This window comes from Pseudoxanthomonas sp. 97-1-1, assembly GCF_057773125.1.
The window spans coordinates 432,849-457,021 of the sequence record NZ_JBYMTJ010000001.1; the positions used below are offsets into that span (position 1 = coordinate 432,849).

The following is a 24,173-nucleotide window of genomic DNA, read 5'->3' on the forward strand; positions in this document are numbered from 1 at the left end:
GTCATTCGCGCGGCGCGTCGATCGGCGGCGTCACCGGCGGCGCGGACTGCAGGCGCGGCTCGAACGGGTAGAAGGTGCGCGCGGCCGAATCGGAGCTGTACCCCGTCGTCAGACCACCATTGGCCGATGGATACCCCGACAACGCGGACCTCGGCCATGGCCGGGACGGCACGCTGCCGGTATCGCCTGCCCGATGGGCGAAGGGATTGGCGGCGAGTTGCGACGGTGCGGCCGCCACCAGCGTACTGACGGTGTCGATCGGCGCGTTCTGCGCGGTGCCCGTCGCACGGACCGGGGCATCGGCGCGCGCCACACGCTGCGCGCTGCGCGCTGCCTGCTGGCTGCGCGTGGCACTGCGACGGGCGGCATTGTCCTGCCGGCGGGGCACGCTGGCCACGGCAGCGACAGCGGCCACCGCGTAGGCCTCGGCGTCCGGCGCGGGCGCTGAAGGCGTCTCCGCCGGAACGGTGGGGGTTGTTGTCTGCGTGGATGCCACTTGGGTTCCCTCGCCCACCGGCACGTCCTGCGGCGATTGCTGGCGCGCCATGAACAACGCGACCAGCGCCACCGACGCCGCAAGCGCGCCACCGCCCCAGCGCGCGAGCAGGTTGCGCGAACGCGGAGCCTGCATCTGCGATGCGGCGGAGGCGGGAACGGATTCGGCCGCGATCGCCCGTGCCACGCGCTCGGCGAAGCCCGCGGGCGCCGGCGCACGGCCTTCACCGCGCAGCACGTCGCCGCACAACTGCCAGCGTTCCCAGCACCCGGCCAGGTCCTGGTCGTGCTGCAGTCGCCGCAGCAGGAAGCGCGCTTCATCCGCAGGCAGGTGGCCGTCCATCAGGGCGGACAGTTGCTGGCGGTGATGGGTTTCTAGCTTGTCGATGATCGGAGTCTCGTTGCGGGCGGTCATGAGCGGGCTCGCTCCCGGGTTGCACTGTCGTTGTCCAGCAAGGGACGCAGCTGTTCATCGATGGCCTCGCGCGCCCGGAAGATCCGGGAACGCACGGTGCCGATCGGGCAGTCCATCTTCTGCGCGATCTCCTCGTAGCTGAGACCTTCCACCTCGCGCAAGGTGATCGCGGTCCGCAGCTCCTCGGGCAGGCCGTTCACGGCCTTCATCACCGTCGCCTCCATCTCCTGGCGCATCAGCTCGCGCTCGGGCGTGTCGGTGTCGCGCAGCCGGGCGCCGATGTCGTACTGCTCGGCGTCGGCGGCGTCCACGTCCGCCGTGGGAGGGCGGCGGTTGTGTGCGACCAGGTGATTCTTGGCGGTGTTCACGGCGATACGGTGCAGCCACGTATAGAACTGGGAATCGCCCCTGAAGTTCCCCAGCGCGCGATATGCACGCAGGAAGGTCTCCTGGGCCACGTCCTGGCACTCGCTCCAGTCATGGATGTAACGCCCGATCAACGCCACCACGCGATGCTGGTACTTGCGCACCAGCAGGTCGAAGGCCGCGCTGTCGCCGCGTTGCACGCGCCTGACCAGCTCGAGGTCCAGCTCCTGGGTTGGATCTGTTTCGGCCATGCCGGGCCGCACTCCTGTCGGCTCGGCGTTGGCCGTGCCCTGTGACCGCGCTAGCGGAGGAAAGTTCAACGCCTTGTCCAAACCGTTGCCCTATCAAGAATTTAACCGGCGCAGCGGGAACATCCCCCTGCCGCCGGTCACGCCCGTGACGACGTTCTCGTTGATATGTGGATTTGACGGGGATGAAACAACCTCGGGATGATAGCGGCCTTATCCATACGTGAACGGATGGTCCCTGCATGGCCGCGAACTTCGATGGGCTGCGATTCAGTCACTGGCAGACCGAGCTACGCGAGGACGGCATCGTGGTGCTGGCCTTCGACCGCCAGGGCGCCAGCGTCAATGCGTTCTCGCAGGACGTGCTGATCGAACTGGCCGACATCATCGAACGCCTGTCCATCGATCCGCCGAAAGGCGTGGTGCTGCGTTCGGCGAAGGCATCGGGTTTCATCGCCGGCGCGGACCTGAAGGAATTCCAGGAGTTCGACCGCAAGGGCACCGTCAACGACGCGATCCGCCGCGGCCAGGCCGTGTTCCAGAAACTGGCCGAACTGCCCTGCCCGACGGTGTCGGCCATCCACGGCTTCTGCATGGGCGGCGGCACCGAGATTTCGCTGGCCTGCGACTACCGTGTGGCCAGCAGCGACCCATCCACGCGCATCGGCCTGCCCGAAGTGAAGCTGGGCATCTTCCCCGGATGGGGCGGCAGCGCGCGACTGCCGCGCCTGGTGGGATCACCGAAGGCGATGGACATGATGCTGACCGGCCGCACGCTGTCGGCCAGCTCGGCGAAGGCGATGGGCCTGGTCGACAAGATCGCCGAGCCGGCCGTGCTGATCGATGCCGCGATCGCATTGATCGCCTCGCGCCCGCAGCGCCCGTTCAAGCAGCGCTTCACCGGCTGGATCAGCAACAGCTGGCCCGCCCGCCAGCTGCTGGCGCCGCAGATGCTCAAGCAGGTCGCGCGCAAGGCGCCGAAGGCGCACTACCCCGCGCCGTATGCCCTCATCAACGTGTGGAAGACCGCCGGCGGCAAGGGCATCCAGGCGCGTCTGGACGCCGAGCGCAAGGCGGTGGTGAAACTCGCGGGCACACCGACCGCGCGCAACCTGATCCGCATCTTCTTCCTCACCGAACGCCTGAAGGGCCTCGGCGGCAAGGACCATGGCATCGCGAACGTGCATGTCGTCGGTGCGGGCGTGATGGGCGGCGACATCGCCGCATGGTCCGCCTACAAGGGCTTCAACGTCACCCTGCAGGACCGCGAGCAGCGCTTCATCGACGGTGCGCTGTCGCGCGCGCAAGACCTGTTCGCGAAGAGGGTGAAGGACGAGAGCAAGCGTCCCGCCGTGGCTGCGCGCCTGAAAGGCGACCTGGCCGGCGATGGCGTGCCGCAGGCCGACCTGGTGATCGAAGCGATCATCGAAAACCCCGAGGCGAAGCGCGATCTCTACCAGACCGTCGAGCCACGCCTGAAGGCCGATGCGCTGCTGACCACCAACACGTCATCGATCCCGCTGACCGAGCTGCGCGAGCACATTCAGCGTCCCGCGCAGTTCGCAGGCCTGCACTACTTCAACCCGGTGGCGCTGATGCCGCTGGTGGAGATCGTGCAGCACGACGCGCTCGACGACGCCAACGTCAAGCGTCTGGCTGCGTTCTGTAAGGCGCTGGACAAGTTCCCGGTGCCGGTCGCCGGAACGCCGGGCTTCCTGGTCAATCGCGTGCTGTTCCCGTACATGCTCGAAGCCGCGACCGCCTACGCCGAAGGCATCCCCGGCCCGGTGATCGACAAGGCCGCGGTGAAGTTCGGCATGCCGATGGGCCCGATCGAACTGATCGACACCGTCGGCCTGGACGTGGCCCAGGGCGTGGGGGCGGAACTGTCGCCGTTCCTCGGCCTGACGTTGCCGGCGGCGCTGGCGACGGTCGAACCCGGCAAGCGCGGCAAGAAGGACGGCCAGGGCCTGTACAAGTGGGAGAACGGCAAAGCCGTGAAGCCGCAGGTCCCGCAGGACTACAAGGCACCCGATGATCTCGAGGACCGCCTGATCCTGCCGCTGCTCAACGAAGCCGTCGCCTGCCTGCACGATGGCGTGGTGGCCGACAGCGATCTGCTCGATGCAGGCGTGATCTTCGGCACCGGCTTCGCCCCGTTCCGCGGCGGCCCGATCGAACACGTCAAGGCGGTCGGTCCCGACGCGCTGCTGGAAAAGCTCAAGGCCCTGCAGGCCCGCCACGGCGACCGCTTCGCCCCGCGCCCCGGCTGGGACAACCCGGTGCTGCGTACGCCCACCGTCTGATGCGGACGATGCCGCGCGTCGCGTGACGCGCGGATCGCGGATCGCGGTTCTATCAGGGCGCGACGGCGCCCGGGTCCATGTCGTTGGCGTTGCCGCGCAGCGCCTCGAAAAAGGCCGCATCGCGTTGCAAGACGTGCTGACGCTTCAATCGCGCACTCACGATATCCGCATCGTTGCCCGGCGTACTGCGCCAGGCTCTTCACCCCGTCGGCAGCACCTGGGTCATCACCCAGTCTTCCTTGGGATCATCGCCCACGTGGAAGAGGGAGCGGCCGACGATCTGGAAGCCATGCTTGCGCCAGAAGCGGATCGCCTGCGGGGCCTCCTGCCAGACCGTCAGCCAGACCGATCGCGACCCGCGCAGCCGCGCCGCCGCCAGCAGGTGCGACACCAGCACGGCGGCGATGCCCTGCCCGTGGAAGGCTTCGTCCAGGTAGATGCGCGCCAGTTCCACCGTCGGCCGCAGCCCCACTTCGGCCGGCGGCACCGTGCCCCAGCGCAGTTGCGCGAAGCCGGCCCACACGCCGTCCTGTTCGACGATCAGCGTGAGCGTGTCGGGGTCGCGGATTTCCTGCGCCTGCCGCTCGGGCGTATAGGCCTGCGCGACAAAGGCCGAGACGTTTTCCGGCGTGCTGCAATGGCCGTTCGCGGCAAGGAAGGTGCGCCGCATCATCGCGGACAGTTCAGCGGCTTCGGACAGCCGTGCGGGGCGGATTTCGGTTTTCATGCAGCGTGCATGGTACGTGCTTCCATGCCCTGCATAACGCAGACGCGCAGCGGATGAGGTCAATGTGAGTTGTCCGAACCCCTGATCGCCTACCATGGCGCGCCCCACGCCATGGAAGTACCGCATGTCCCGCTGGCTGCTCCTGTGCCTGCTGCTCGCCCCCATCTTCAGCGTCCACGCAGCCGACGACGAAACCGCGGTGCGCGCCGCATTCGCGGCTTACAAGTCCGCCGTGCTCGCCCGGCTGGGCGAACGCGCCGCCGACCAGGTCACCACCGGCACGCTGCGCGAGTACGCGCGCTATCGCGAACTGGCGTTGAGCGCCCTACGCACCGAGCTGGAAGCACTGCCGATGACCGAGCGCCTGCAGGTGCTGATCATCCGCGCCCGCGTCCCGGCCCGTGACCTGCGTGCGATGGATGGGCGCACGGTGTTCACGCATGCCGTGGACCGCGGCTGGATCGGCCGCGAAGGCGTCGAGCGCAGCGAACTGGGCACCCTGCAGGTGGACGGCGACCACGCGGCGGCACGGCTGAAGATCGGCACCGTCGAGATGCCCTTCGATTTCGAATTCGAGCGCGAACAGGGCCGCTGGCACTTCAACCTGATCCCGCTGGTCACGATGAGCGAGGACGTGTTCAAGCAGCTGGCGCGGCAGAACGGCGTCAGCGAGAACGAGATGGTGATGACGCTGGTGCGCGGACTGTCCGAGGCGCCCGTGGATGACAGCCTCTGGGACCCGCCGGCGCAGTGAGCGCCGCTACCGCCGCACGAACACCTCGGGCGGCGCCCGCACCGGGCTGCGGTGCGTGGGCAGTTCGCCCATCAGGCCCAGTTGCGTGGAGAAGTCCGCCAGCCGCGCCCATACGTAGGGTTGCAGATCGTCGGGGGCGGCGTCGTAGACCTGGCGCCACAGCTTATCCATGAACACGCGCGGGTCCTCGCGCAACGCATCGCGTTCGATGCGTTCCCCGGCGACGGCCAGTGCGGCCCGGATGGTGGCCAACGTGTCCATGCCCGCAGCGTAAGGGGCGCACATGCCGGTTGTGTGACATGCCGGCGGTTCTTCCGACGACCGGCACCGTTCTGTGAACGCAATTACGTTCAGGCGAACACTCAGCGGGTGGGTGCCGGCGGATCGTTCCCCTCGCGGAACAGCCACAGCATCGCGCGCCGGTAGGTTTCCCCGATGCTGGCCGCATGCGTACCGTCGGCGATCTCGAAGAAGCCGACCCGCCACGGCGCATCCGCGCGGGACGTCCACGCATCGGCCCACTCCCTCGCCACCCGCCGGCGTTCGACGGTGTCGCGCGTGCCGCTGGCCACCGCCACGCGCAGGTCGTCGCGCGCGTGCGGCCGCGCCCCGGCGAACAGCGCGTCACGCGCCGGACCGGGCGCCGGATTGCTCGCGATGCGCCCCCAGAACAGGTCCGGCGCCTCGCGTGCCGACCACAGCACGAAGTAGCCCGCGCGCGACTGCCCCACCAGGATGCGTCGCGCCGGATCGACGGCGTAACGACGCTCCACCTCGGGCACCAGTTGCCCGCGCAGGAAGGCCAGGAACCCGGGCGCCCCGCCCTGCTCCGGCGTGGCGTCCGCGCCCGGCGCAGTGAAGTCGGTGTTGCGCTTGTTGGTGGCCGGGTCGAAGCCGCCATAGGCGATGCCCACTAGGATGGCCTCCGGCAGTTTTTCGTCGTAGTGCAGGAACAGATGCGTGGGCGCCAGCAACGGGAACAGGCTGTCGCCATCCAGCAGGTACACCACCGGATAACGCGTCGGTGCCGACACGTCGTAGCCTTCTGGATAGCGCACATAGACGTGGTGCACGCGCCCGGATCCGCGATCCGTCAGCGGAAAGTAGTCCCCCTTCAGCGCAGGCAGATAGTCCAGCGGTACGCGCGGCGCGGTGCCGTCTTCGCCGGTCGGCGCAGGCGGTGCCGCCCGGGCCGTCGGCATCGCGGCCACCAGCAGCCACGCAAGAATGACCATGGTGCAGTGGATCATGTCGTCACCCCCATGCCCGCGCACTGCGGGCCCGGCCGCATTCTCGCAGGATCGGCTGCCGGCCGACCGGACTACTTCGCCGCGGACTTCAATGCCTGCGCGTGCTCCCAGACATCCTTGAACAGCTCCGCGTAGACCTTGCCGTCGCGTTCCGCCAGCGAGGTATTGGTGAACAGCACCACGGCCACGTCTCCCGCCGGCGTGGCGAGCATCTCGGTCCGCACGCCGGGGTCGGAACCGCCGTGGCCGACGAAGCGGCCATCGTACTTGGTGGCCCAGAACAGGCCGGAGTTCTTCTCCGCCAGTACGATGTTGTCCGGCTTGTTCGCCGCGGTGTACTGCAGCCTCATCATCTCCGCGGCCGAGGCAGGCTGCAGGATGCGCGCGCCCTGATACTGGCCGCCGCCAAGCAGCGCAATGAAGAACCGCGACAGTTCAGCCACCGACGTCCGCACGCCACCATCCGGATAGGTGGTCAGGCCGTAGGGCGGGAGGGGAATGCTGAAGCCGTCCTGCGCCACGTACAGCGTGGCATGCGCACCCGCCGGCACCTCCGACAGCAACCAGCCGCTGCGGGCCATCCGCAACGGCGCGAAGATGGTGCGGCGCGTATAGGTGTTCAGCGGTTCGCCGACCGCATGCTCCACGATGTAGCCCGCCAGTGCCGCCCCGATGTTGGAGTACTCGCGGTGCGTGCCCGGCGCGTGCGGCACGAAGTTCTCCGGCGCATAGTCCTTGCCGCCCGCACTCAGATAGCCTGGCAGGAAATCACCCAGCGTTTCCGGCGCATCGCCGCCCCAGTGGTACAGGCGCTCGTATACCGCCCAGCGGTCCGTGATGCCCGAGGTGTGCGTGGCCAGCTGGCGCAACGTGATGCGCGCCTCCGGGAACGCGGGATGCACCACCTTGAAAGGCAGATAGCGGTTGATGTCTTCGTCCAGCGACAGCCTGCCGTCCTGCACCGCCTGCATCATCGCCACGCCGGTGAAGGTCTTGCTGATCGAGCCGATCGCCATCACCGTGTCGGGCGTGAACGGCACGCCGCGCTGCTTGTCGGCGAAGCCGTAGCCCTTCGACCACGCCACCTTCCGGTCGATGATCACCGCCGCGCCCACTCCCACCAGGCCGGACTCGGCCATGCGCGCCTGGATACGGGCATCGATGCCGTCGCCCGCCACGCCCGCCGGCGCATCCGCGGCGCCCGCCCTGCCCGATACCAGCATCGCGACCAGTACTGCGGCCACCCGCCATGACGTCCTGAAACGCATCTGTCCTCCCCTGCCGGTACCGGCATATCGTGTTGGCCATGTCAGGCGAAGGCGGGAACCAGCGCCTGTCCAGCGCGGGAGGATGCACGCAGACCACCGTGCCGGCCAGCAGGATGCGACGAAGCCACGTTGGGACCGACGAATCACCCTCGCCCCATGCGCACGCCCTATTCCGGCCAGCGCACCACGCTCATGCCCGCGGGCATGGAGGTCCGGACCTCCTGCGCGCTGGCGGGCGTCCACATGCCGTGGCCGATCCGCGAGACATCGTCGAACGTGCCCAGCAGGCGGTAGCGCGCGAACGTGTACGCGACGCCTTCGCTGGCCAGTTCATCCGGGCCGTCGGTGAGGGCGAAGTGGAGTTGCGGAGCGGAGGCGCTGCCACTGAACCCGACCTCGGCGATCCTGTCGCCCGCCTTGACGCGCGAGCCCGGCGTGACCGTCGCACTGCCGGGGCGCAAGTGGCCGTAGTGCGCGTAGTAGCCGTTGTCGAGCTGCAGGACCACGTGGTTGCCTTCGGTGCCGGTGATGCCGTCCGACAGTCGCGTGCGCTCCGGCGACCGGTCGTGCGCGCGACTCACCACGCCATCGGCCACGGCATACACAGGCTGTCCATGACTGTAGGTGCGTGCGGCAAGATCGTTGCCCGCCGGCGCCTTGCGGCCGGATGCATCCAGCTTCACCCAGTCGGCCGCATGGCGACCGGGGGTACGCAGGGCACCGTTGAAGGCATAGCCCACGCGGCGATGCCCGCGCGCCCAGCGGGGATCATGGATGGCGACCCACGGACCGCCGTCGAGCGGCGCTGCCAGCACCGGGGTCCTGCCTTCGATCACCGGTGTCGAACCGCCTTCGATCATGTCGATGCCTGCACCGGCATCCACATCCGCAAAGCCGACCCGATGGCGCAAGGCGCCGGGCAACGCGCCCTTCAATGGCAGTTCGATGAACACCACGCCGCGCCGCCCCGACGGGATCGCATCGAAGGTCTCGGCCTTCCACTGCACACCCGAGCGGTCCAGCCGTTGCTCCAGCGCCGCGCCTTCGTAGGCGGCCAGCACGCGCCCATCAGCTGCATCCAGTACGTCAACGCGCACGGGTCGCAGATCGCGGCGGGCATGATTGTCCAGGTGCAGTTCGTAGACCAGTTCGTGGCCTTCCTGCATCGCGCGCGCCATGGGCGCCACGGGTACGCGCAGGCCGAAGGACTCCCTGGGTTGCGCTGCCCACGCAGGAAGCGCACTGCAGGCCAGCATCGCGATCACGGACCAACGGCCAAGGTGGAACCGCATGCAGGATTCTCCGGGATGAACATGGTGGGCGGATGCCGCAGCGGCTTCGATGCTCCACGCCCGCGCAGGCCGCCGCACTGTGCCATGGAACGGTGCCACCCGGCCCGCTGCCCTGCCCTCGATGTGGTCGCCGCCACCGCGGGGCGGCTCAGCCGCCGACATCCGCCAGGTGCGGCGCCTGTTCGAAACATTCGATCAGCAACTCGGTGAGCGCCCGCACCTTGAGTGAAGGATGCTGGCCGGGCGGCCGGATGACATAGATGCCGGCCGGCGGCGGCGGATAGCGGGTCATGACCGGCACCAGCGCGCCGGAGGCCACGTAGTCGCGGGTAAGGCCATCGGGAAGCCACGCGATGCCGAGCCCCGCGACGGCGGCGGCAATCAGCGCGGTGCCGTTGTCGGCCTTGAAGCGCCCGCGCGGGTGCACGGTGATGACCTCGTCGCCGTCCATGAACTGCCACGCTTCGGTTCCCTGCATCAGCGCTTCATGCGCGGCGAGGTCACCCGGCACCTCGGGGGCGCCATGCGCCTCGAGATAATCCGGGCTCGCGACGAGCTTTCCATACAGCGGCCCCACGCAGCGCGCGACCAGAGTGGAATCCTGCAGATAGCCCACGCGGATCGCGCAATCGAACCCCTCCGCGACCAGATCGACGAAGCGATCGCTGTAGGCGGTATGCACGTGCAGCTGCGGGTGGCGCCGCGCCATTTCCGCGAGCACGGAAGCGAAGTGGGTCGGCCCGAAGGACAGCGGCGCCGCAATGCGCAGGCGGCCACGCAGGTCACCGCTGGGCAGGATGCTTTCCCGGGCCGCGTCGATCTCGGCGCAGGCCCGGGCGGCGTGTTCGCGGAACGTGGTGCCGGCATCGGTGAGCGCAGCGCCGCGCGTGGTGCGTGCAAGCAGTTGCACGCCCAGTTCCGCCTCGATCCGGACCAGCCGCCGACTGACGATGGACTTGGCAACGCCGAGCCGACGCGCAGCGGGGGAAACGCCGCCGGCATCGGCCACTTCCACGAATGTCCGCAGGTCTTCGATATCCAACGTGGTCTCCCGGATGCGCGACATAGCCTGCCACAGCCGTCGCGAATCCCGTGTTCCCGATTCCGCGACACAGCTTGGCACGAACGGGCGCTACCGCCCCGCGCAAGGGGATGACAAGGTTTTCGCCGGGACGATGCACCCACCGCTGCGTCCGTCTCTGCACCTTCCCCTCACCACAGGATGTATCCATGACTTTTCGCAACGGTCTTGCGTCGCTGCTTCGTCCGGAAGACTCGGTCCTCGTTCTGATCGACCACCAGCCGTACCAGCTCGCCAACCTCAACAGCCACGACCCGCACATGGTGGTCAACAATGCCACCGCGCTGGCGAAATCCGCCAAGGCGTTCGGTGTGCCCACCATCCTGACCAGCGTCATCGCCGAACGCGGCGGCCTCATCTTTCCGCAGATCACCGACGTGTTTCCGGGCCAGGAGGTGATCGACCGGACGTTCATCAACACCTGGGAAGACCGCAAGGTGGTGGACGCGGTCAAGGCGACGGGCCGCAAGCAACTCATCATCGCCGGCCTGTGGACCGAGATCTGCGTCGCCATGCCGGTGCTCCAGGCACTGGGCGAAGGCTGGGATGTCACCGTCATCACCGATGCCTCCGGCGCGGTGTCGGTCGAGGCGCACCAGGTGGCCATCCAGCGCATGATCGCGGCGGGCGCGAACATGATGACCTGGCTGGCAGTCGCGGCCGAATGGCAGCGCGACTGGGCTCGGACCGACCACGCCGCCGAACTGACGGAGGTGCTCAAGCAGCATGCCGCAGGCAGCGGGATCGCGTACCTGTGGGAACAGCAACTGCTCAACACGCCGGTGCCGCGCAGCGCAGACTGACCCGCGCGGGATGACGGGGAACCGGATCGTCGCGGCGGGAAAAGCCCGCGACACATTTTTCAGATACCGGTGAAACGACACACCGCATCCAGTCGGGTGCGGCCTGAGCACCTGGCCGTGCCCGACCTTCGCCACGCGGATGTTCAGCGCGGAATGCGCGCGATGACCTTGATCTCGAAGTCGAAGCCCGCGAGCCAGATGACGCCGATCGCGGTCCAGGCCGGATAGGGCGCTTGCGGAAAGATCTCGTCCTTCACGGCCAGGACCGTGTCGAACTGGCGTGCGGGATCGGTATGGAAGGTGGTGACGTCGACGATATCGTCGAATCCGCATCCGGCCGCACGCAGGGTCGCTTCCAGATTGGCGAACGCCAGGCGGACCTGGGCCTCGAAATCCGGCGCGGGCGAACCGTCGTCGCGGCTGCCGACCTGACCGGACACGAACAGCAGGTCATCCGACCTGATCGCGGCGGAATAGCGGTGGGTTGCGTACAGCGCATGCCGGCCGGCGGGGAAAACAGCATCACGGGGACTCATGGGATATCTCCTGGGAGCCGGCGATTCCGGCGCGTGGGAGCCACTCTAGGCAGCCGCGTCCGCGCGATAAACACGCCGGCCCGGGGATCACTGTTTGTAGAATCCAAACAATCCCGTTCGGCCCTCTGGAGACCACATGGACCGTATCGATGCGATGCAGGCCTTCATCCGCGTGGTGGAAACCGGCAGCTTCACCAAGGCTGCCGACACGCTGCAGACCAGCAGGACGCGCGTGACCCAGCTCGTGCAGCAGCTGGAGACCCACCTCCGCGTGAAGCTGCTCCACCGCACCACGCGCAGGGTCAACGCCACTGCCGACGGGACCGCCTACTACGAGCGCGTCGTGCGCCTGCTGGCCGACCTGGACGATGCCGAGACCAGTCTGTCGGCAGCCTCCGCCTCGCCGCGCGGCCGCCTGCGCGTCGACGTGCCCGCGCCCTTGGCCACCCTGGTCGTGGTGCCGGCCCTGCCCGCCTTCCACGCGCGGTATCCGGACATCCAGTTGGACCTGGGCGCCAGCGACCGCAAGGTGGACCTGATCGACGAGAACGTGGACTGCGTGGTGCGCGGCGGCGAACTCACCGAGCCGTCACTGCGCGCGCGCCACATCGCCGACCTGGCGCTGGGGGTGTACGCCGCGCCGGACTATCTGGCGCGTGCGGGTGAGCCGCTGCATCCGCAGGCACTGGAAGACAGCGACCACCGCATCATCGGGTATCGCGGTTCGCGCGCCGGCACGCCACTGGCGTATGCGATGCGGCGCGGCGACGAGCAGTTGCGCGTGCACGGCCGGCATGTGCTGTCGGTGGACGACGGCAATACGTACCTGGCCGCGGGCATCGCCGGCCTGGGCGTGTTGTGGCTACCGCAGTACATGGCGCGCGCACCGCTCGCGCGCGGCGAACTGGTGCCACTGTTCGAGGACTGGCACCTCGACCCGATGCCGCTGTACGTGGCCTTCCCGCCAAGCCGGCACGTCAGCCGCAAGCTGCGCGTGTTCATCGACTGGATCGTGGAGCTGATGGCGCAGCATGCGCCGGCCATACAGCCGCCGCGTTGAGTGGGCGTCCTCACTCCGGCGGCCTGAGAGTGAGCACATGGCTCGCCATCACGCCGAACCCGAAGCCGCAATCCGAACCGGAATCGACCTGCTTGATCTCCACCTCATCGCCGACAGATGCGTTTACCTGAAGTTCTCCGATGTGCGGTTGCCCGGATTTCATCCTTTAACCGTGACAGCAGGCGTAAGGTCATCTGCTTGCAACGGTGAGTCAGGAGCAAGGAATGTCGGAAGCCAGACAGTTGGACGGCAATCAGGCGCATCGGCTGGAGATACTGAGTGGTATTGCGGATGACCTGGTTGCCGCGGCCATGTACGTGGATCGGATACTGGATGCAGCGCCAAACGGCGACGTCGAGGCGTGGTGGACGGCGGCCCTGGTTCACTATGGCCGTTGCTTCGGCAAGGGCGTCGCGCCCTGGGGTGCTGCCGAGGTGATCGGGAGCCTCCCAGAACTGCTTCAGGTGCGTCACCGGCACTTCAGGAGGCTGCGCGACACGCTGGTTTCCCACCCTGGGGGCGTCGATCACACCTACGCCGCAAAGGCCGTGCGTGATCGCGACGGCTACCTCCGTATCGGCTGCGAACGGGTCCCGATGTTCTCCCTGGGCCGTCTTGAGGCCATGGATTTTTCCGAACTTCTGGATGCGCTGCAGACCCTGGTCGACCGGCGGAGAGTCGAGGTGGAGAACGATCTCCGGATACAACTCTCCGGGATGACGGAGGAAGAATTCGGGCAGATGCCGCCTTCCAATGCAGCGGGGAAAACGGATCACAGCGAGGCCGGCGTCGTACGCCATGCGCCGGGCGACCGGCCGAATTGATGGTCCCCCTTACGATGGAAGCGCGCGCGTAGGATGGGTTGAGCCAAAGGCGATACCCATCGCGTGCAGGGATCCACAACAGCGAGTTGTGACGGCGACGGCTACACGAACAACGCAGTGGAGACTTTAGGCTCTGCCATGCCGTCGTATCGATGGGTATCGCCTTTGGCTCAACCCATCCTACGGGCTCATCCCACGCTGCCCGACAGCGCGCCGCAGTACATCATCGTGCGGCATACCGCGATCTGCGCGATGCCAAACCCGACGCAGCAGGCAAGGAAGCCGATACCGAAGGCAGAGGCCGGGTGCAGTTGGCGGCGCCGGATGACGACGGCTGCAATGATCGCGCCCACGGCCAGGCCAGGCAGGGAAAACAGGTGACCGAGCCCAAGAAGTCCTTCCGGCTGTGGCAGGGATGCTTGCCAAGCCCAGTAAAGGAGGACAGACACGCCCAACGCCGACGATGCACCGGCAGAAAACAGGGGCGGCACGCGCGCAATCTGCACCGCGCCTATCAGGACCGCCCAGGCGAGGACGTAGTACCAGACGCCCGCATAGATCGGATCTCCCATAACGGCCGTCGCCGCGAGGATGGCGGCGCCTATTCCAAAGGCGGCAATGACGTCTGTTGCGCGCGAATATTTCTGCATGGATGCTCACAACGGGATTGGGCTAGCGCGTAGGATGGGTTGAGCCGAAGGCGATACCCATCGCGTGCAGGGACCGACAACAGCGAGTTGTGACGGCGACAGAAGCAGCGCAACGCAAACTTCAATCTCTGCCATGCCGTCGTATCGATGGGTATCGCCTTCGGCTCAACCCATCCTACGGTTGCCGCTCATCTGTTCTTCAGGCCGGCAACCACTTCCCGCACGCTCAGTCCCAGTTCGAGCTGCAGGCGCACGTACTCGCGCTCTTTGCGCGACAGGTTGCGCCCCATCTCGATGCGTACATCCTCGGCCTCCAGGATACGCAGGATCCTCGGCATCGCCGAGCCTATGGCGTCCTGCCCGTAACCCGCCTCGCGCAGAGCGGCACTCAGAAGGACTTCGATATCCATGATGCGTCCAGATCAAATAAAGGTGCCGCATTGTGCACCAGCAGCCCGCGACAGGTTGGGGTGAACGAAGTGAAGCCCGACACCGCTGGCTTTCCGATATTCCGATGTCGGGGTTCGCGAGCTCACCCACAATCGACACACCCCCTCAACATCCCATCGGCGGCAAAAACGCCACCGTCGTCACCTCGACCCATTTCCCCTTCCGCAGCACTTCCACCCTCACGCGCACCGCACTGATCGCCACAAACGGCACCACCGTGCCCAGTGCGTCTCCTTCCCCGATGCGGGGAATCCAGTCATCGGCCATCGCCGGATCGCCCTGCGCCACCGCGTACGCACGCACCGCCTGCTCAAGTTCCCCACGCGTGTACTTCGGGAAGCACGCGTGCTGTTCCGCTGACGGCGTCGGCAACACGAACGACACTGCATCGAGCGCGTCCGCCGCCTCCCAGTCCGATACACAGTGCTTCCAGTCCGTGAGATCCAGGTGCGGGCCTTCCGCACTCAGGCCCAGGCTGGTTTCGTACTGCACTCGCACCCGGTACGTTTCGCCCGCCTTCGCCGGCTGCACCTGCAATGTCGCGCCGTACACCTCGTCGCCCAGGTCCAGCGGCACCGTCAACGCCGCCGGCACCGCACCTTCGCTCTGCCACCCGGAGAACGAAGAGTCCGGACCTTCATGCGGCAATACCCGCAGGCCCGACAACGTCTGCGCCTGCGCCAGCAATGGCACGCACACCACCAACATCAACAACAGCACAGTCCATGAGCGCGACGGCTGGCTTGCGCGTGATTCCTTCATTCCCTGCTCCCTGCGGGACTCCGACAGCCCCGGGGCGGATGGTAGCGCGGCGTGAAGACGTTGCGGTGGGGGGCTGCGCTCGCCCCTCATCCGGCCTTCGGCCACCTTCTCCCCGCCGCACGGGGAAAAGGAAAGCATGGTCCATCTGCAGTCATCGTGTAGCGGGCATGAGACCTGCCATGGCCCTGTCGCGAGAAGGACGTGCTGAACGCCACTCCACCGATACCCGGATGAACTTCACGAAGGCGTGACCGGAGCCGCCCTATGGTCGGGGGAACCACGAATGCGCATGGCGCAAAGGAACCCCATGACCATGATCAGACTGCGGGCCACCGGTCCGCGCACCGGCTTCGATGCGCTGGTGACGGCGTTGCACGGACTGGACGGCGTGGAACGCGCGGAGGAACTGGCGGACCTGATGCCGCACATGGACGACGACGACTCCAGTTCCGCCGGCCTCACCGACGACATCGGCGGCAGCGACGTGCATGCGCTGGAGGTCGAAGCAGGTTCTTCGCACGCCGATGCCGTGCGCGACGCCGCCGACGATGTCGCCGCGCAGTACGGCCTGGTGCTCGAGTACGTCGACGACTTCTGAGGCGCGATGGGCGGCCTGCACTACACCACGGATGCGATGCCCGGCCTGCGCAGGCGCCGCCGCGGACGTGGCTTCACGTACCTGGATGCGCGCGGCCGCGCGGTTCGCGATCCCGCCACGCTTGCGCGTATCCACCAGTTGGCCATTCCCCCCGCCTATACCGATGTATGGATCTGCGCCGATGCACGCGGCCACCTGCAGGCCACCGGGCGCGACGCGCGCGGGCGCAAGCAGTACCGCTACCACCGCGCGTGGCAGGCCGAGCGCGGGGCACGCAAGTACGACCGCTTGATCGCATTCGCCGAAGCCCTGCCGCGCCTGCGACGGCAGGTGCGCGCCGATCTCGCCCTGCCGGGCTTCCCGCGCGAAAAAGTGGTGGCGCTGGTCGTCGCCCTGCTCGGCCATACCCTGCTGCGGGTGGGCAACGCGAGCTACGCGAAAGAGAACGGTTCGTACGGCCTCACCACCCTGCGCAACGTGCACGCGCACTTCATCGCCGGGGGCGAAGTGCGCTTCGCCTTCCGCGGCAAGGGCGGCAAGGCGCTGGCATCCCGCGTCAGCGATGCGCGCCTGGTGCGGCTGGTGCGCCAGTGCCGGCAACTGCCAGGACAGGCGCTGTTCCAATATCGCGAGCATGGCCGCGTGCAGCGCATCACCTCGGGCGACGTCAACGACTATCTGCAGACGCACCTGCATGGCCCGTACACCGCGAAGGATTTCCGCACGCTGGGCGCCACGTTGTTCGCCTTCCGCGCCCTGGCGGCACTGCCAGCGCCGGCGAAGGAGGATGCATCGGCCCGCGCGCAGGTGCGGCTGGCCGTGCTGCGCGGGGCCGCCGACCTGCTGGGCAATACGCCGCGTATCTGCGAGAAGAACTACGTGGACCCGCGTGTATTCAGCGGGTGGGAAAACGGCCGCCTGCAGCGCGCCGCCGTGGGTGCGAGTGGTGCGCGGCAGTGGGAGACCGCCACGATCCGCTATCTCCGCCGCGTGCAGCGCGGCGCTTCCTGAAGGAATCGGGGCATGGCGCCCTGCAACCGGGGAACCCCTGGGGTTGTTCGAGCTGCCGCTGCAATCCGGCTTACATCGTGTGGGTGGGCTTCTCGCCGCCGAGGCTGCCCGCCAGCATCGTTTCGATGCGGTTCTTGATGGCTTCGCCTTCACTGTTCTCGGCGAACTGCACGCCGATGCCGGCAGCACGGTTGCCCTGCGCGCCGATGGGCGTCACCCATACCACCTTGCCGGCCACCGGCAGGCGGTCGCTGGATTCGGGCAGGGTAAGCAGCAGGAAGACCTCGTCGCCGAGGAAGTAGCGTTTCGGCGTGGGCACGAAGATGCCGCCGCCTTTCACGAACGGCATGTAGGCGTTGTACAGCGCGGCCTTGTCTTTCACTGCCAGCGACAGGATGCCCTGTCGTCCACCTGCTGCATTCATTCCCCGTCTCCGTGCGTGTCGGTCATCCGCGCCGCGTACCGACAGCGCGACCGCGGTCGCTGCTGGCCCAGGCCAGCAGCAGTTCCACCATGGCCAGATCGCCGCGTACCGTGGTCCGCAACAGATCGCGGGTGCGGTTGGCGGCATCGAACCAGGTGGCCAGCTTGTTCAATCGGGCCGGATCGGTCAAGCCGACGGTGCCGGCCTGTTCCAGCGCGAGGTCGGCCGCATGCCGCAACCGCGCATCGGCCAGTTCGTCGTTGGCCCAGCGCTGCGCGGTTTCCACCACGCCGATCTCGCCTTTTTCCAGCCGCTGCAGGTCGCGGGCCACCGCCTCGCGCAAGGCCAGCCCGTCGTGGCGCAACCAGTCGTCCGCCAGGCCGGGATGGCCACGCGCGGCATCCAGCGCACGCGCGGCCTCGGCCGCCGCGTGGCCCTGCGCCTGCAGCCAGGCCAGGGCTTCTTCACGCGGTGGCAGGCGGAACTCGATGCGCTGGCAACGGCTGCGGATGGTCGCCGGCAAACGCGCCGGCTGCGCGCTGACCAGCCACAGGTAGCGTCCCGGCGCGGGCTCTTCCAGCGTCTTCAACAACGCGTTGCAGGCTGAACGGTTGATCGCGTCGGCCGGGTCGATCAGGGCCACCTGCGCGCCGCCGTACTGCGGCGTCAGCGCCAGCTTCTGCGACACCTCGCGGATCTGGTCGATCACGATCTCGGTGCGCAGCTTGCTGCCATCCTTGGTGGCGACGAACGAGATGACCTGCAGGTCGGGGTGCGTGCCTGCGTCGATCAGGCGCGTGCTGCGGTCGCCGGGGGCGGGTTCGCCGTGCGCGTCGCGCTGCTGCGCCAGCACGCGGCGGGCCAGCCGATCCAGCACCGCCCGCTTGCCCAGCCCGGCGGGGCCGCAGACCAGCAGCCCGTGGCCGAGACGACCGGCGTCCAGCGCCGCGACGGCGTGGTCATAGGCGCGCTGCTGCCAAGGCGAGAACACGGTGCTCATGCTCATGACAGGTCGCTGTCCGTCAGGGTGCGCAGGTAGGCGCCGATGGCGTCATCGACGGCGGCACCCACGCCGGCCGGCGGCTGCGCGGCATCGATCACCCGGAAGCGTTGCGGCTCGGCAGCCGCACGCGCGCGGAAACCTGCACGTACACGCTCGAAGAAATCGTCCTGCTCGCTCTCGATGCGGTCCGGCCACAGGTCGCGCCCCGCCGTGCGTGCGCGGCCTTCGCGCACGTCCAGGTCCAGCAGCAGCGTCAGGCCGGGCTTCAGGCCCACCGCACGACGCTCCAGCGCGGCGATCCACTCGGGGTCCAATCCGCGTCCCGCTCCCTGGTAGGCATAACTGGAATCGGTGAAGCGATCGCTGACGACGAATGCGCCGCGCCGCAACGCCGGACGCACGACGTCGCGCACATGCTGCGCGCGCGCGGCGAACATCAGGAGCAATTCGGTTTCCGCCGCCAGTGCTTCGTCCTGCGGATTGAGCAGCAACTCGCGGATGCGCTCGGCCAGCGGTGTGCCGCCGGGTTCGCGCGTCTGCACGACGTCGTGGCCGGCGGCCTGCAGACGGTCGCGGATGGCCGCGATCGCACTGGTCTTGCCGGCACCCTCGCCGCCCTCGAGCGTGATCAGGCGTGGCTGCGACAGCACGGCTTCGCTCACGGGGCTTCCGCCTTGCGCAGCGTCTCGCGGCGCGTCACCAGGTAGCGCGCCACGGCGGCGTTGTGTTCGGCCAGGGTGGCGGAGAAGATGTGCCGTCCGCTGCCGTCGCCGACTGCGACGAAGTACAGCGCGTCGCCATCGGCGGGATTCACCGCCGCCTTCAACGCGTCCACGCCCGGCATGGCGATGGGGGTGGGCGTCAGGCCCTTGCGGGTATACGTGTTGTACGGCGTGTCGGTGGTCAGGTCACGGCGCCGGATGTTGCCGTCGTAACTGCTGCCGATGCCGTAGATGACGGTGGGATCGGTCTGCAGCGGCATGCCGATCTTCAGGCGGCGCGCGAACACGCCGGCGATGGCCGGGCGTTCTTCGGCGATGCCGGTTTCCTTCTCGATGATGGAGGCGAGGATCAACGCTTCCTCGGCCGACTGCAGCGGGATGCCGTTGGCACGGCCTTCCCACGCGGCAACCACGGCTTTCTCCATCGCGGCATGGGCACGCTTGAGCACGTCGAGGTCGGATTCGCTGCGCGTGTAGACGTAGGTTTCGGGCAGGAAGCGGCCTTCGGGGTGCTGCCCGGGATGACCCAGCGCGGCCATCAGTTCGGCATCGCTCATCTGCGCGGTCTTCTGCTGCAGGGGCGTGGCGTTGCGCAGCGCGGCGCGCACCTGGCGGATGTTCCAGCCCTCGACGAGGGTGAAGCGGTACTGCAGCGTGCGGCCCTCGCGCATGCGCTGCAGCAGCTCGCGCGGGGTGAGTTCCGGGGACAGCGCGTACTCGCCGACCTTCAGCTGGCTGGCGGTATTGGTCTCGCGGGCCAGCAGCCGCCATTGCAGGTCGCTGCCATGCGAAACGCCCTGCGCGCGCAGCTTGCGCAGCACGGTGGGAAAGGCATCGCCACTGGCGACCTCCACGGTGGCCTCCGCGCTGACGCCACCGATGGCGGTATCGGCGAACCCGCGGTGGCCCTGCCACAGCCAGAACGCCGCACCGGCCGCCAGGGCCAGCAACAGGAGGAAGGTGATGACGATGAAGCGGCAACCGCGCTTGAGAGCTGACGCCACGTAGTCCTCGGTGCTTGAAGCAGGCCGTGCAGGATACCCGGTCGCCGTCTCAGGCTGTAGGCGCGGCCTGATCAGTCGCAGCGGCGCCCCCCTCCTCCCCATATATGGGGAGGAGGCAACAGCAATCAGCCTTCCAGCGCCTTCAGTACGCCTCGGGCCTTGGCGCGGGTTTCATCCAGTTCCCTGTCCGGAATCGAGTCGGCGACGATGCCGGCCCCGGTACGGAAGCGGGCCACGCTGCCCTGTCCGTCGGCCACGATCTCGGCGCTGCGGATCAGGATGTTCAGGTCGAGATCGCCATCGCGGTTCAGCCAGCCGAACGCGCCGGTGTAGGCACCACGCGGTGTCTGTTCGAGTTCGGCGATGATCTGCATGCAGCGCACCTTGGGGCAGCCGGTGATGGTGCCGCCGGGAAAGGTGGCGCGGATGACATCACCGGGCGTGGCATCGGCACGCAGGTGGCCGCGCACGTTGCTGACGATGTGGTGCACGTGGGCATAGCTTTCCACCGTCATCAGCTCGTCCACCTGCACGCTGCCGGGCGTGCACACGCGGCCCAGGTCGTTGCGTTCCAGGTCGATGAGCATGACGTGCTCGGCGCGCTCCTTCGGGTGGCCCACCAGTTCGCGGATGCGTGCGGCATCGTCATCGCCTTCGAAGCGCGGACGCGTGCCGGCGATGGGCCGGGTTTCGACCACGTCGCCACGCACCGACACCAAGCGTTCGGGGGATGAGCTCACCACGGTCCATTCCGGCGTGCTGAACAGGCCGGCGAACGGCGCGGGATTGGCGGTGCGCAGCCGTGCGTACAGCGTGGCGGGATCGAGCGGTGTATCGAAATGCGCGCGCCAGGCCCGCGACAGGTTGACCTGGAAGATGTCGCCCGCACGCAGGTAGTCGAGGATGCGGTCCACGCCGTCGGTGAAGCGGCGCGGCGCATCTTCGTCGATGCGCGCGGGAGGTACCCAAGCAGGTAGCGCGGGCTGTCGCGCCGCAATGGCGGCATCGTCCACCGTGCGGGCGATCAGTCCACCCTGCCCGGCTTCGGCCACCACCACGCAATCACCGGTACTGCGGTCGCGCAGCACGGCGGCAGGACAGCGCAGGGCGAGCGCGACCGGCTGCGTCGCCGGCGCGTGGGGCAGATGCAGGACGGGCTCCACCTGCTGGGCCAGCTCGTACGCCAGCAGCAGCGCCCAGCCACCACGGAACGGCCAGCGTGGTTCTTCACAGGGAATGCGCTGCGCCTGCCAGTGGTGATCGAGCACGGCGAGGAAATCGCCGGCTTCCGCGTTGCCTCGAAGGTCGCGGGTCACGCCGTCGGCCCCCAGGCGAAGCCCCGTGCCATCGGCCACCAGCAGGAAATCCCAGCGTCCCTGCGCGGTGCCGGACGCGACGGATTCCAGCAGCACGGGATAGCGCTGCGGATCCTGGCGATGCAGGGCCAGCAGGTCGGTGTCTGAAGGAAGCGCGCGGGTCTCGATCATGTCGTTCCTGGCCCCTCTCCCGCCGGGAGAGGGGTTGGGGAGAGGGTGCGGAGAAGATGCAATGATTCAGGGGTCGATGATTCCGCCGCACCCTCATCCGGCGCCGCGCGCCACCTTCTCCCGGAGGGAGAAGGACGAAACAGGATCAGATCCGCTTGAACACCAGCGTGCCGTTGGTGCCGCCGAAGCCGAAGCCATTCGATACCGCCACATCGATCTTCTTCTCGCGCGCGGTGTGCGGCACGTAGTCGAGATCGCAGCCTTCGCCCGGCTCGTCCAGGTTGATGGTCGGCGGGATGATGCCGTGGTGGATGGCCAGCACGGAGAAGATGGCTTCCGCGCCGCCGGCCGCGCCCAGCAGGTGGCCGGTCATCGACTTGGTGGAGCTGACCATGATCTTGTACGCGTGGTCGCCCAGCGCGCGCTTCATCGCCAGCGTTTCGGCCAGGTCGCCCAGCGGCGTGGAGGTGCCATGCGCGTTGAGGTATTCCACCTGGTCCGGATTCAGGCCGGCGTCCTTCAGTGCGGACCGCATGCAGCGTGATGGGCCCTCGCCGTTCTCGCTGGGCGCGGTCATGTGGTAGGCGTCCTGCGAGGCGCCGAAACCGGCCAGCTCGCAGTAGATGCGTGCGCCACGCGCCTTCGCGTGTTCGTACTCCTCCAACACGAGGATGCCGGCACCGTCGCCCAGCACGAAGCCATCGCGATCCTTGTCCCACGGACGCGAGGCGCGGGCAGGATCGTCGTTGCGGGTGGACATGGCCTTCATCGCGCAGAACCCGCCCACCGACGTCGGCGACGAGCCGCGTTCGGCGCCGCCGGCGATCATCACGTCGGCGTCGCCGTACTGGATGCTGCGCATGGCGATGCCGATCGAGTGGTTCGAGGTGGCGCAGGCGGATACCGCCGAATAGCCGGGCCCTTTCAGCCCCTTCATGATGCTCAGGTGGCCCGGCAGCATGTTGATGATGGTACTTGGGATGTAGAACGGGGAAATCTTGCGCGGGCCGCCTTCGTGCAGCTTCACCGCGGTCTCCTCGATGCCGAGGATGCCGCCGATGCCTGCACCGATGATGGCGCCGATGCGCTCGGCATTGGCTTCGGTCACTTCCAGTCCGGAGTCGTCCATCGCCATCAGCGACGCGGCCAGTCCGTAGTGGATGAACGAGTCCATCTTCTTCACGTCCTTCGGCGGCACGAAGGCGGTGGGGTCGAAACCGCGGATCTCGCCCGCGATCTTGGTGCTGTAGCCCTCGGTATCGAAGGTGGTGATCGGACCCAGGCCCGACCGCCCGTTGACGATGCCGTCCCAGCTGCTGGCCATGTCATTGCCCAGGGGGGACACCAGGCCCATGCCGGTGATGACGACGCGACGACGCTGGCTCATATCGGATTCCTCATGGATCTTGGCGGCCGCGCCCTACGCGGGCGCATGGGGGCCGGATACGCGCGGGGCCGCATGCGCGGCCCCGACACGGTTTGCTGCAGGTGCGGGACTTACGCCTTGACGTGCGCCTTGACGTAATCGATGGCCTGCTGCACCGAAGTGATCTTCTCGGCTTCCTCGTCCGGAATTTCGCATTCGAACTCTTCTTCCAGCGCCATCACCAGTTCAACGGTGTCCAACGAGTCGGCGCCCAGGTCATCGACGAACGATGCACTGGTGGTGACTTCTTCTTCCTTCACGCCGAGTTGTTCGACGACGATTTTCTTGACGCGTTCTTCGATGCTGCTCATGGATTCGCTCCAGACGGAGATGGGTGACGTGTTGGATTCTGCCGACGCGGGGCGAGGGCAAACCGGGGATAGTGTAGTGGAAACCGGCGACGGCGGGCAGGTATCGCCAATCGCCACCGAATCAACCACTTACAGCTAATTCTTTACGGCATGTACATGCCGCCGTTGACGTGCAGGGTCTCGCCGGTGATGTAGCCGGCCGCTGGACCCGCGAGGAAGGCGACCGCATTCGCGATGTCGGCCGGCTCGCCCAGGCGACCGAGTGCGATCTGCTCACCGAGCGCCTTCTTGGTCTCTTCGGGCAGGTCCTTGGTCATGTCGGTGGCAATGAAACCGGGAGCGACCACGTTGACGGTGACACCGCGGCTGCCGATTTCCTTCGCCAGCGACTTGGAGAACGCGATGATGCCGGCCTTGGCGGCGGCATAGTTCGCCTGCCCTGCATTGCCGGTGACGCCGATCACCGAGGCGATGTTGATGATGCGGCCCTTGCGTGCCTTCATCATGCCGCGCATGACTGCCTTGGACGTGCGATAGACACTGGTGAGATTGGTGTCGAGGATGGCCTGCCAGTCCTCGTCCTTCATCCGCATCAGCAGGTTGTCGCGGGTGATGCCGGCATTGTTGACCAGGATGGACACCGCACCGAACTCCTTGGCGACGGCATCGATCAGGGCTTCGACTGCCGCGCCATCGGTGACGTTGAGTTCGCGGCCGTGACCACCGGATGCGGCCATCCGCTCGCCGATGGCCTGCGCCCCGGCGGCGGTGGTCGCGGTGCCGATGACGGTGGCGCCCTGGGCAGCCAAAGCGTCGGCGATCGCGGCGCCGATGCCGCGGCTGGCGCCGGTGACCAGCGCGATTTCACCCTGCAGGGGCTTGCTCATGATGATGTCCTCG

28 protein-coding genes are annotated in these 24,173 nt (G+C 67.7%); 7 read left to right on the forward strand and 21 right to left on the reverse strand.

Translation table 11 applies throughout. The features are described from left to right. Position 1: 1 nt before the first annotated feature. Together AC3DET_RS01995 and rpoE are read right to left on the reverse strand one after the other, a co-directional pair. Positions 2 to 910: a sigma-E factor negative regulatory protein gene (locus AC3DET_RS01995; RefSeq protein WP_488390559.1), complete on the reverse strand. Its 909-nt coding sequence runs from the start codon at positions 908 to 910 to the stop codon at positions 2 to 4. Then, positions 907 to 1,527: an RNA polymerase sigma factor RpoE gene (rpoE, locus tag AC3DET_RS02000; RefSeq protein ID WP_488390560.1), complete on the reverse strand. Its 621-nt coding sequence runs from the start codon at positions 1,525 to 1,527 to the stop codon at positions 907 to 909. The genes AC3DET_RS01995 and rpoE overlap by 4 nt, the downstream gene beginning before the upstream one ends. A 239-nt stretch (positions 1,528 to 1,766) precedes the next feature. Here rpoE and AC3DET_RS02005 point away from each other — a divergent pair, with 239 nt between their 5' ends. After that, positions 1,767 to 3,830 carry a 3-hydroxyacyl-CoA dehydrogenase NAD-binding domain-containing protein gene (locus tag AC3DET_RS02005; RefSeq protein WP_488390561.1) on the forward strand — a complete coding sequence of 688 codons (2,064 nt, stop codon included), beginning with the start codon at positions 1,767 to 1,769 and terminating at the stop codon, positions 3,828 to 3,830. A gap of 199 nt (positions 3,831 to 4,029) precedes the next feature. Here AC3DET_RS02005 and AC3DET_RS02010 read toward each other — a convergent pair whose 3' ends face one another. Next, positions 4,030 to 4,557, reverse strand: coding sequence for a GNAT family N-acetyltransferase (locus AC3DET_RS02010; RefSeq protein WP_488390562.1), 528 nt, complete (start codon positions 4,555 to 4,557; stop codon positions 4,030 to 4,032). Between the two features lie 124 nt (positions 4,558 to 4,681). Between AC3DET_RS02010 and AC3DET_RS02015 the strand changes: the two genes are divergently transcribed. Further along, a complete protein-coding gene (locus AC3DET_RS02015) occupies positions 4,682 to 5,311 on the forward strand; it encodes a hypothetical protein (RefSeq protein WP_488390563.1) in 630 nt (209 codons plus the stop codon). Positions 5,312 to 5,317: 6 nt separating this feature from the next. Here the strand turns inward: AC3DET_RS02015 and AC3DET_RS02020 are convergent, their stop codons facing one another. From AC3DET_RS02020 to AC3DET_RS02040, 5 genes are all read right to left on the reverse strand, one after another. Further along, positions 5,318 to 5,572: a hypothetical protein gene (locus AC3DET_RS02020; protein ID WP_488390564.1), complete on the reverse strand. Its 255-nt coding sequence runs from the start codon at positions 5,570 to 5,572 to the stop codon at positions 5,318 to 5,320. 101 nt (positions 5,573 to 5,673) lie between these two features. Continuing rightward, positions 5,674 to 6,561, reverse strand: coding sequence for an alpha/beta hydrolase (locus tag AC3DET_RS02025; RefSeq protein WP_488390565.1), 888 nt, complete (start codon positions 6,559 to 6,561; stop codon positions 5,674 to 5,676). A gap of 71 nt (positions 6,562 to 6,632) precedes the next feature. Next, entirely contained in the window at positions 6,633 to 7,829 is a 1,197-nt protein-coding gene (locus AC3DET_RS02030) for a serine hydrolase domain-containing protein (RefSeq protein WP_488390566.1), read from the reverse strand. A 167-nt stretch (positions 7,830 to 7,996) separates the two neighbouring features. Continuing rightward, positions 7,997 to 9,121: a peptidoglycan DD-metalloendopeptidase family protein gene (locus AC3DET_RS02035; RefSeq protein ID WP_488390567.1), complete on the reverse strand. Its 1,125-nt coding sequence runs from the start codon at positions 9,119 to 9,121 to the stop codon at positions 7,997 to 7,999. Positions 9,122 to 9,269: 148 nt separating this feature from the next. Next, positions 9,270 to 10,187: a LysR family transcriptional regulator gene (locus tag AC3DET_RS02040; RefSeq protein WP_488390568.1), complete on the reverse strand. Its 918-nt coding sequence runs from the start codon at positions 10,185 to 10,187 to the stop codon at positions 9,270 to 9,272. 164 nt (positions 10,188 to 10,351) lie between these two features. Between AC3DET_RS02040 and AC3DET_RS02045 the strand changes: the two genes are divergently transcribed. Continuing rightward, complete coding sequence (locus AC3DET_RS02045) at positions 10,352 to 11,005, forward strand: hydrolase (protein ID WP_488390569.1); 654 nt, start codon at positions 10,352 to 10,354, stop codon at positions 11,003 to 11,005. Positions 11,006 to 11,148: 143 nt separating this feature from the next. Here AC3DET_RS02045 and AC3DET_RS02050 read toward each other — a convergent pair whose 3' ends face one another. Further along, complete coding sequence (locus AC3DET_RS02050) at positions 11,149 to 11,541, reverse strand: RidA family protein (RefSeq protein WP_488390570.1); 393 nt, start codon at positions 11,539 to 11,541, stop codon at positions 11,149 to 11,151. Positions 11,542 to 11,677: 136 nt separating this feature from the next. Here AC3DET_RS02050 and AC3DET_RS02055 point away from each other — a divergent pair, with 136 nt between their 5' ends. After that, positions 11,678 to 12,601 (forward strand): LysR family transcriptional regulator, encoded by a 924-nt coding sequence (locus AC3DET_RS02055; protein ID WP_488390571.1) that lies wholly within the window; start codon positions 11,678 to 11,680, stop codon positions 12,599 to 12,601. Positions 12,602 to 12,611: 10 nt separating this feature from the next. Here the strand turns inward: AC3DET_RS02055 and AC3DET_RS02060 are convergent, their stop codons facing one another. Further along, positions 12,612 to 12,764, reverse strand: a complete 153-nt coding sequence (locus AC3DET_RS02060) for a hypothetical protein (RefSeq protein ID WP_488390572.1) — start codon at positions 12,762 to 12,764, stop codon at positions 12,612 to 12,614. Positions 12,765 to 12,825: 61 nt separating this feature from the next. Between AC3DET_RS02060 and AC3DET_RS02065 the strand changes: the two genes are divergently transcribed. Further along, the gene (locus AC3DET_RS02065) at positions 12,826 to 13,425 is read left to right on the forward strand and encodes a hypothetical protein (protein ID WP_488390573.1); all 600 of its coding nucleotides are present in this window, start codon (positions 12,826 to 12,828) and stop codon (positions 13,423 to 13,425) included. A gap of 188 nt (positions 13,426 to 13,613) precedes the next feature. Here AC3DET_RS02065 and AC3DET_RS02070 read toward each other — a convergent pair whose 3' ends face one another. The 3 genes from AC3DET_RS02070 to AC3DET_RS02080 form a co-directional block, all read right to left on the reverse strand. Beyond that, complete coding sequence (locus AC3DET_RS02070; protein WP_488390574.1) at positions 13,614 to 14,075, reverse strand: hypothetical protein; 462 nt, start codon at positions 14,073 to 14,075, stop codon at positions 13,614 to 13,616. A gap of 188 nt (positions 14,076 to 14,263) precedes the next feature. Further along, positions 14,264 to 14,485 carry a polyprenyl synthetase gene (locus AC3DET_RS02075; protein ID WP_488390575.1) on the reverse strand — a complete coding sequence of 74 codons (222 nt, stop codon included), beginning with the start codon at positions 14,483 to 14,485 and terminating at the stop codon, positions 14,264 to 14,266. Positions 14,486 to 14,630: 145 nt separating this feature from the next. Beyond that, positions 14,631 to 15,287, reverse strand: coding sequence for a hypothetical protein (locus AC3DET_RS02080; protein WP_337730117.1), 657 nt, complete (start codon positions 15,285 to 15,287; stop codon positions 14,631 to 14,633). Between the two features lie 307 nt (positions 15,288 to 15,594). Here AC3DET_RS02080 and AC3DET_RS02085 point away from each other — a divergent pair, with 307 nt between their 5' ends. Together AC3DET_RS02085 and AC3DET_RS02090 are read left to right on the forward strand one after the other, a co-directional pair. After that, complete coding sequence (locus AC3DET_RS02085; RefSeq protein ID WP_337730118.1) at positions 15,595 to 15,885, forward strand: hypothetical protein; 291 nt, start codon at positions 15,595 to 15,597, stop codon at positions 15,883 to 15,885. A 6-nt stretch (positions 15,886 to 15,891) separates the two neighbouring features. After that, positions 15,892 to 16,896, forward strand: a complete 1,005-nt coding sequence (locus AC3DET_RS02090; protein ID WP_488390576.1) for a DNA topoisomerase IB — start codon at positions 15,892 to 15,894, stop codon at positions 16,894 to 16,896. Positions 16,897 to 16,966: 70 nt separating this feature from the next. Here the strand turns inward: AC3DET_RS02090 and AC3DET_RS02095 are convergent, their stop codons facing one another. The 8 genes from AC3DET_RS02095 to fabG form a co-directional block, all read right to left on the reverse strand. Continuing rightward, positions 16,967 to 17,320 (reverse strand): PilZ domain-containing protein, encoded by a 354-nt coding sequence (locus tag AC3DET_RS02095; protein ID WP_277729389.1) that lies wholly within the window; start codon positions 17,318 to 17,320, stop codon positions 16,967 to 16,969. Positions 17,321 to 17,342: 22 nt separating this feature from the next. Beyond that, positions 17,343 to 18,320 (reverse strand): DNA polymerase III subunit delta', encoded by a 978-nt coding sequence (locus AC3DET_RS02100; protein ID WP_488391157.1) that lies wholly within the window; start codon positions 18,318 to 18,320, stop codon positions 17,343 to 17,345. A gap of 2 nt (positions 18,321 to 18,322) precedes the next feature. Beyond that, complete coding sequence (gene tmk, locus AC3DET_RS02105; RefSeq protein WP_488390577.1) at positions 18,323 to 18,985, reverse strand: dTMP kinase; 663 nt, start codon at positions 18,983 to 18,985, stop codon at positions 18,323 to 18,325. Continuing rightward, entirely contained in the window at positions 18,982 to 20,049 is a 1,068-nt protein-coding gene (gene mltG, locus AC3DET_RS02110) for an endolytic transglycosylase MltG (protein WP_446537363.1), read from the reverse strand. The genes tmk and mltG overlap by 4 nt, the downstream gene beginning before the upstream one ends. Before the next feature lie 125 nt (positions 20,050 to 20,174). After that, a complete protein-coding gene (locus tag AC3DET_RS02115; RefSeq protein WP_488390578.1) occupies positions 20,175 to 21,536 on the reverse strand; it encodes an aminodeoxychorismate synthase component I in 1,362 nt (453 codons plus the stop codon). Between the two features lie 145 nt (positions 21,537 to 21,681). Next, the gene (fabF, locus tag AC3DET_RS02120) at positions 21,682 to 22,923 is read right to left on the reverse strand and encodes a beta-ketoacyl-ACP synthase II (RefSeq protein ID WP_488390579.1); all 1,242 of its coding nucleotides are present in this window, start codon (positions 22,921 to 22,923) and stop codon (positions 21,682 to 21,684) included. 110 nt (positions 22,924 to 23,033) lie between these two features. Further along, entirely contained in the window at positions 23,034 to 23,273 is a 240-nt protein-coding gene (gene acpP / locus AC3DET_RS02125; RefSeq protein WP_014161144.1) for an acyl carrier protein, read from the reverse strand. A gap of 143 nt (positions 23,274 to 23,416) precedes the next feature. Beyond that, on the reverse strand, positions 23,417 to 24,160 hold the full coding sequence (gene fabG / locus AC3DET_RS02130) for a 3-oxoacyl-ACP reductase FabG (protein WP_488390580.1): 744 nt from the start codon (positions 24,158 to 24,160) through the stop codon (positions 23,417 to 23,419). Positions 24,161 to 24,173: the final 13 nt, after the last annotated feature.

Coding starts and splice junctions, on each gene's coding strand:
- AC3DET_RS02085 (WP_337730118.1), top strand. CDS start 15,595: ATGACCATGATCAGACTGCGGGCCACCGGTCCGCGCACCGGCTTCGAT.
- AC3DET_RS02035 (WP_488390567.1), bottom strand. CDS start 9,121: ATGCGGTTCCACCTTGGCCGTTGGTCCGTGATCGCGATGCTGGCCTGC.
- AC3DET_RS02010 (WP_488390562.1), bottom strand. CDS start 4,557: ATGAAAACCGAAATCCGCCCCGCACGGCTGTCCGAAGCCGCTGAACTG.
- AC3DET_RS02025 (WP_488390565.1), bottom strand. CDS start 6,561: ATGATCCACTGCACCATGGTCATTCTTGCGTGGCTGCTGGTGGCCGCG.
- AC3DET_RS02090 (WP_488390576.1), top strand. CDS start 15,892: ATGGGCGGCCTGCACTACACCACGGATGCGATGCCCGGCCTGCGCAGG.
- acpP (WP_014161144.1), bottom strand. CDS start 23,273: ATGAGCAGCATCGAAGAACGCGTCAAGAAAATCGTCGTCGAACAACTC.
- AC3DET_RS02050 (WP_488390570.1), bottom strand. CDS start 11,541: ATGAGTCCCCGTGATGCTGTTTTCCCCGCCGGCCGGCATGCGCTGTAC.
- fabG (WP_488390580.1), bottom strand. CDS start 24,160: ATGAGCAAGCCCCTGCAGGGTGAAATCGCGCTGGTCACCGGCGCCAGC.
- AC3DET_RS02060 (WP_488390572.1), bottom strand. CDS start 12,764: ATGAAATCCGGGCAACCGCACATCGGAGAACTTCAGGTAAACGCATCT.
- fabF (WP_488390579.1), bottom strand. CDS start 22,923: ATGAGCCAGCGTCGTCGCGTCGTCATCACCGGCATGGGCCTGGTGTCC.
- AC3DET_RS02080 (WP_337730117.1), bottom strand. CDS start 15,287: ATGAAGGAATCACGCGCAAGCCAGCCGTCGCGCTCATGGACTGTGCTG.
- AC3DET_RS02045 (WP_488390569.1), top strand. CDS start 10,352: ATGACTTTTCGCAACGGTCTTGCGTCGCTGCTTCGTCCGGAAGACTCG.
- AC3DET_RS02030 (WP_488390566.1), bottom strand. CDS start 7,829: ATGCGTTTCAGGACGTCATGGCGGGTGGCCGCAGTACTGGTCGCGATG.
- rpoE (WP_488390560.1), bottom strand. CDS start 1,527: ATGGCCGAAACAGATCCAACCCAGGAGCTGGACCTCGAGCTGGTCAGG.
- AC3DET_RS02100 (WP_488391157.1), bottom strand. CDS start 18,320: ATGAGCACCGTGTTCTCGCCTTGGCAGCAGCGCGCCTATGACCACGCC.
- AC3DET_RS02020 (WP_488390564.1), bottom strand. CDS start 5,572: ATGGACACGTTGGCCACCATCCGGGCCGCACTGGCCGTCGCCGGGGAA.
- AC3DET_RS02055 (WP_488390571.1), top strand. CDS start 11,678: ATGGACCGTATCGATGCGATGCAGGCCTTCATCCGCGTGGTGGAAACC.
- AC3DET_RS02005 (WP_488390561.1), top strand. CDS start 1,767: ATGGCCGCGAACTTCGATGGGCTGCGATTCAGTCACTGGCAGACCGAG.
- AC3DET_RS02070 (WP_488390574.1), bottom strand. CDS start 14,075: ATGCAGAAATATTCGCGCGCAACAGACGTCATTGCCGCCTTTGGAATA.
- AC3DET_RS01995 (WP_488390559.1), bottom strand. CDS start 910: ATGACCGCCCGCAACGAGACTCCGATCATCGACAAGCTAGAAACCCAT.
- AC3DET_RS02075 (WP_488390575.1), bottom strand. CDS start 14,485: ATGGATATCGAAGTCCTTCTGAGTGCCGCTCTGCGCGAGGCGGGTTAC.
- AC3DET_RS02015 (WP_488390563.1), top strand. CDS start 4,682: ATGTCCCGCTGGCTGCTCCTGTGCCTGCTGCTCGCCCCCATCTTCAGC.
- AC3DET_RS02040 (WP_488390568.1), bottom strand. CDS start 10,187: ATGTCGCGCATCCGGGAGACCACGTTGGATATCGAAGACCTGCGGACA.
- AC3DET_RS02095 (WP_277729389.1), bottom strand. CDS start 17,320: ATGAATGCAGCAGGTGGACGACAGGGCATCCTGTCGCTGGCAGTGAAA.
- AC3DET_RS02065 (WP_488390573.1), top strand. CDS start 12,826: ATGTCGGAAGCCAGACAGTTGGACGGCAATCAGGCGCATCGGCTGGAG.
- AC3DET_RS02115 (WP_488390578.1), bottom strand. CDS start 21,536: ATGATCGAGACCCGCGCGCTTCCTTCAGACACCGACCTGCTGGCCCTG.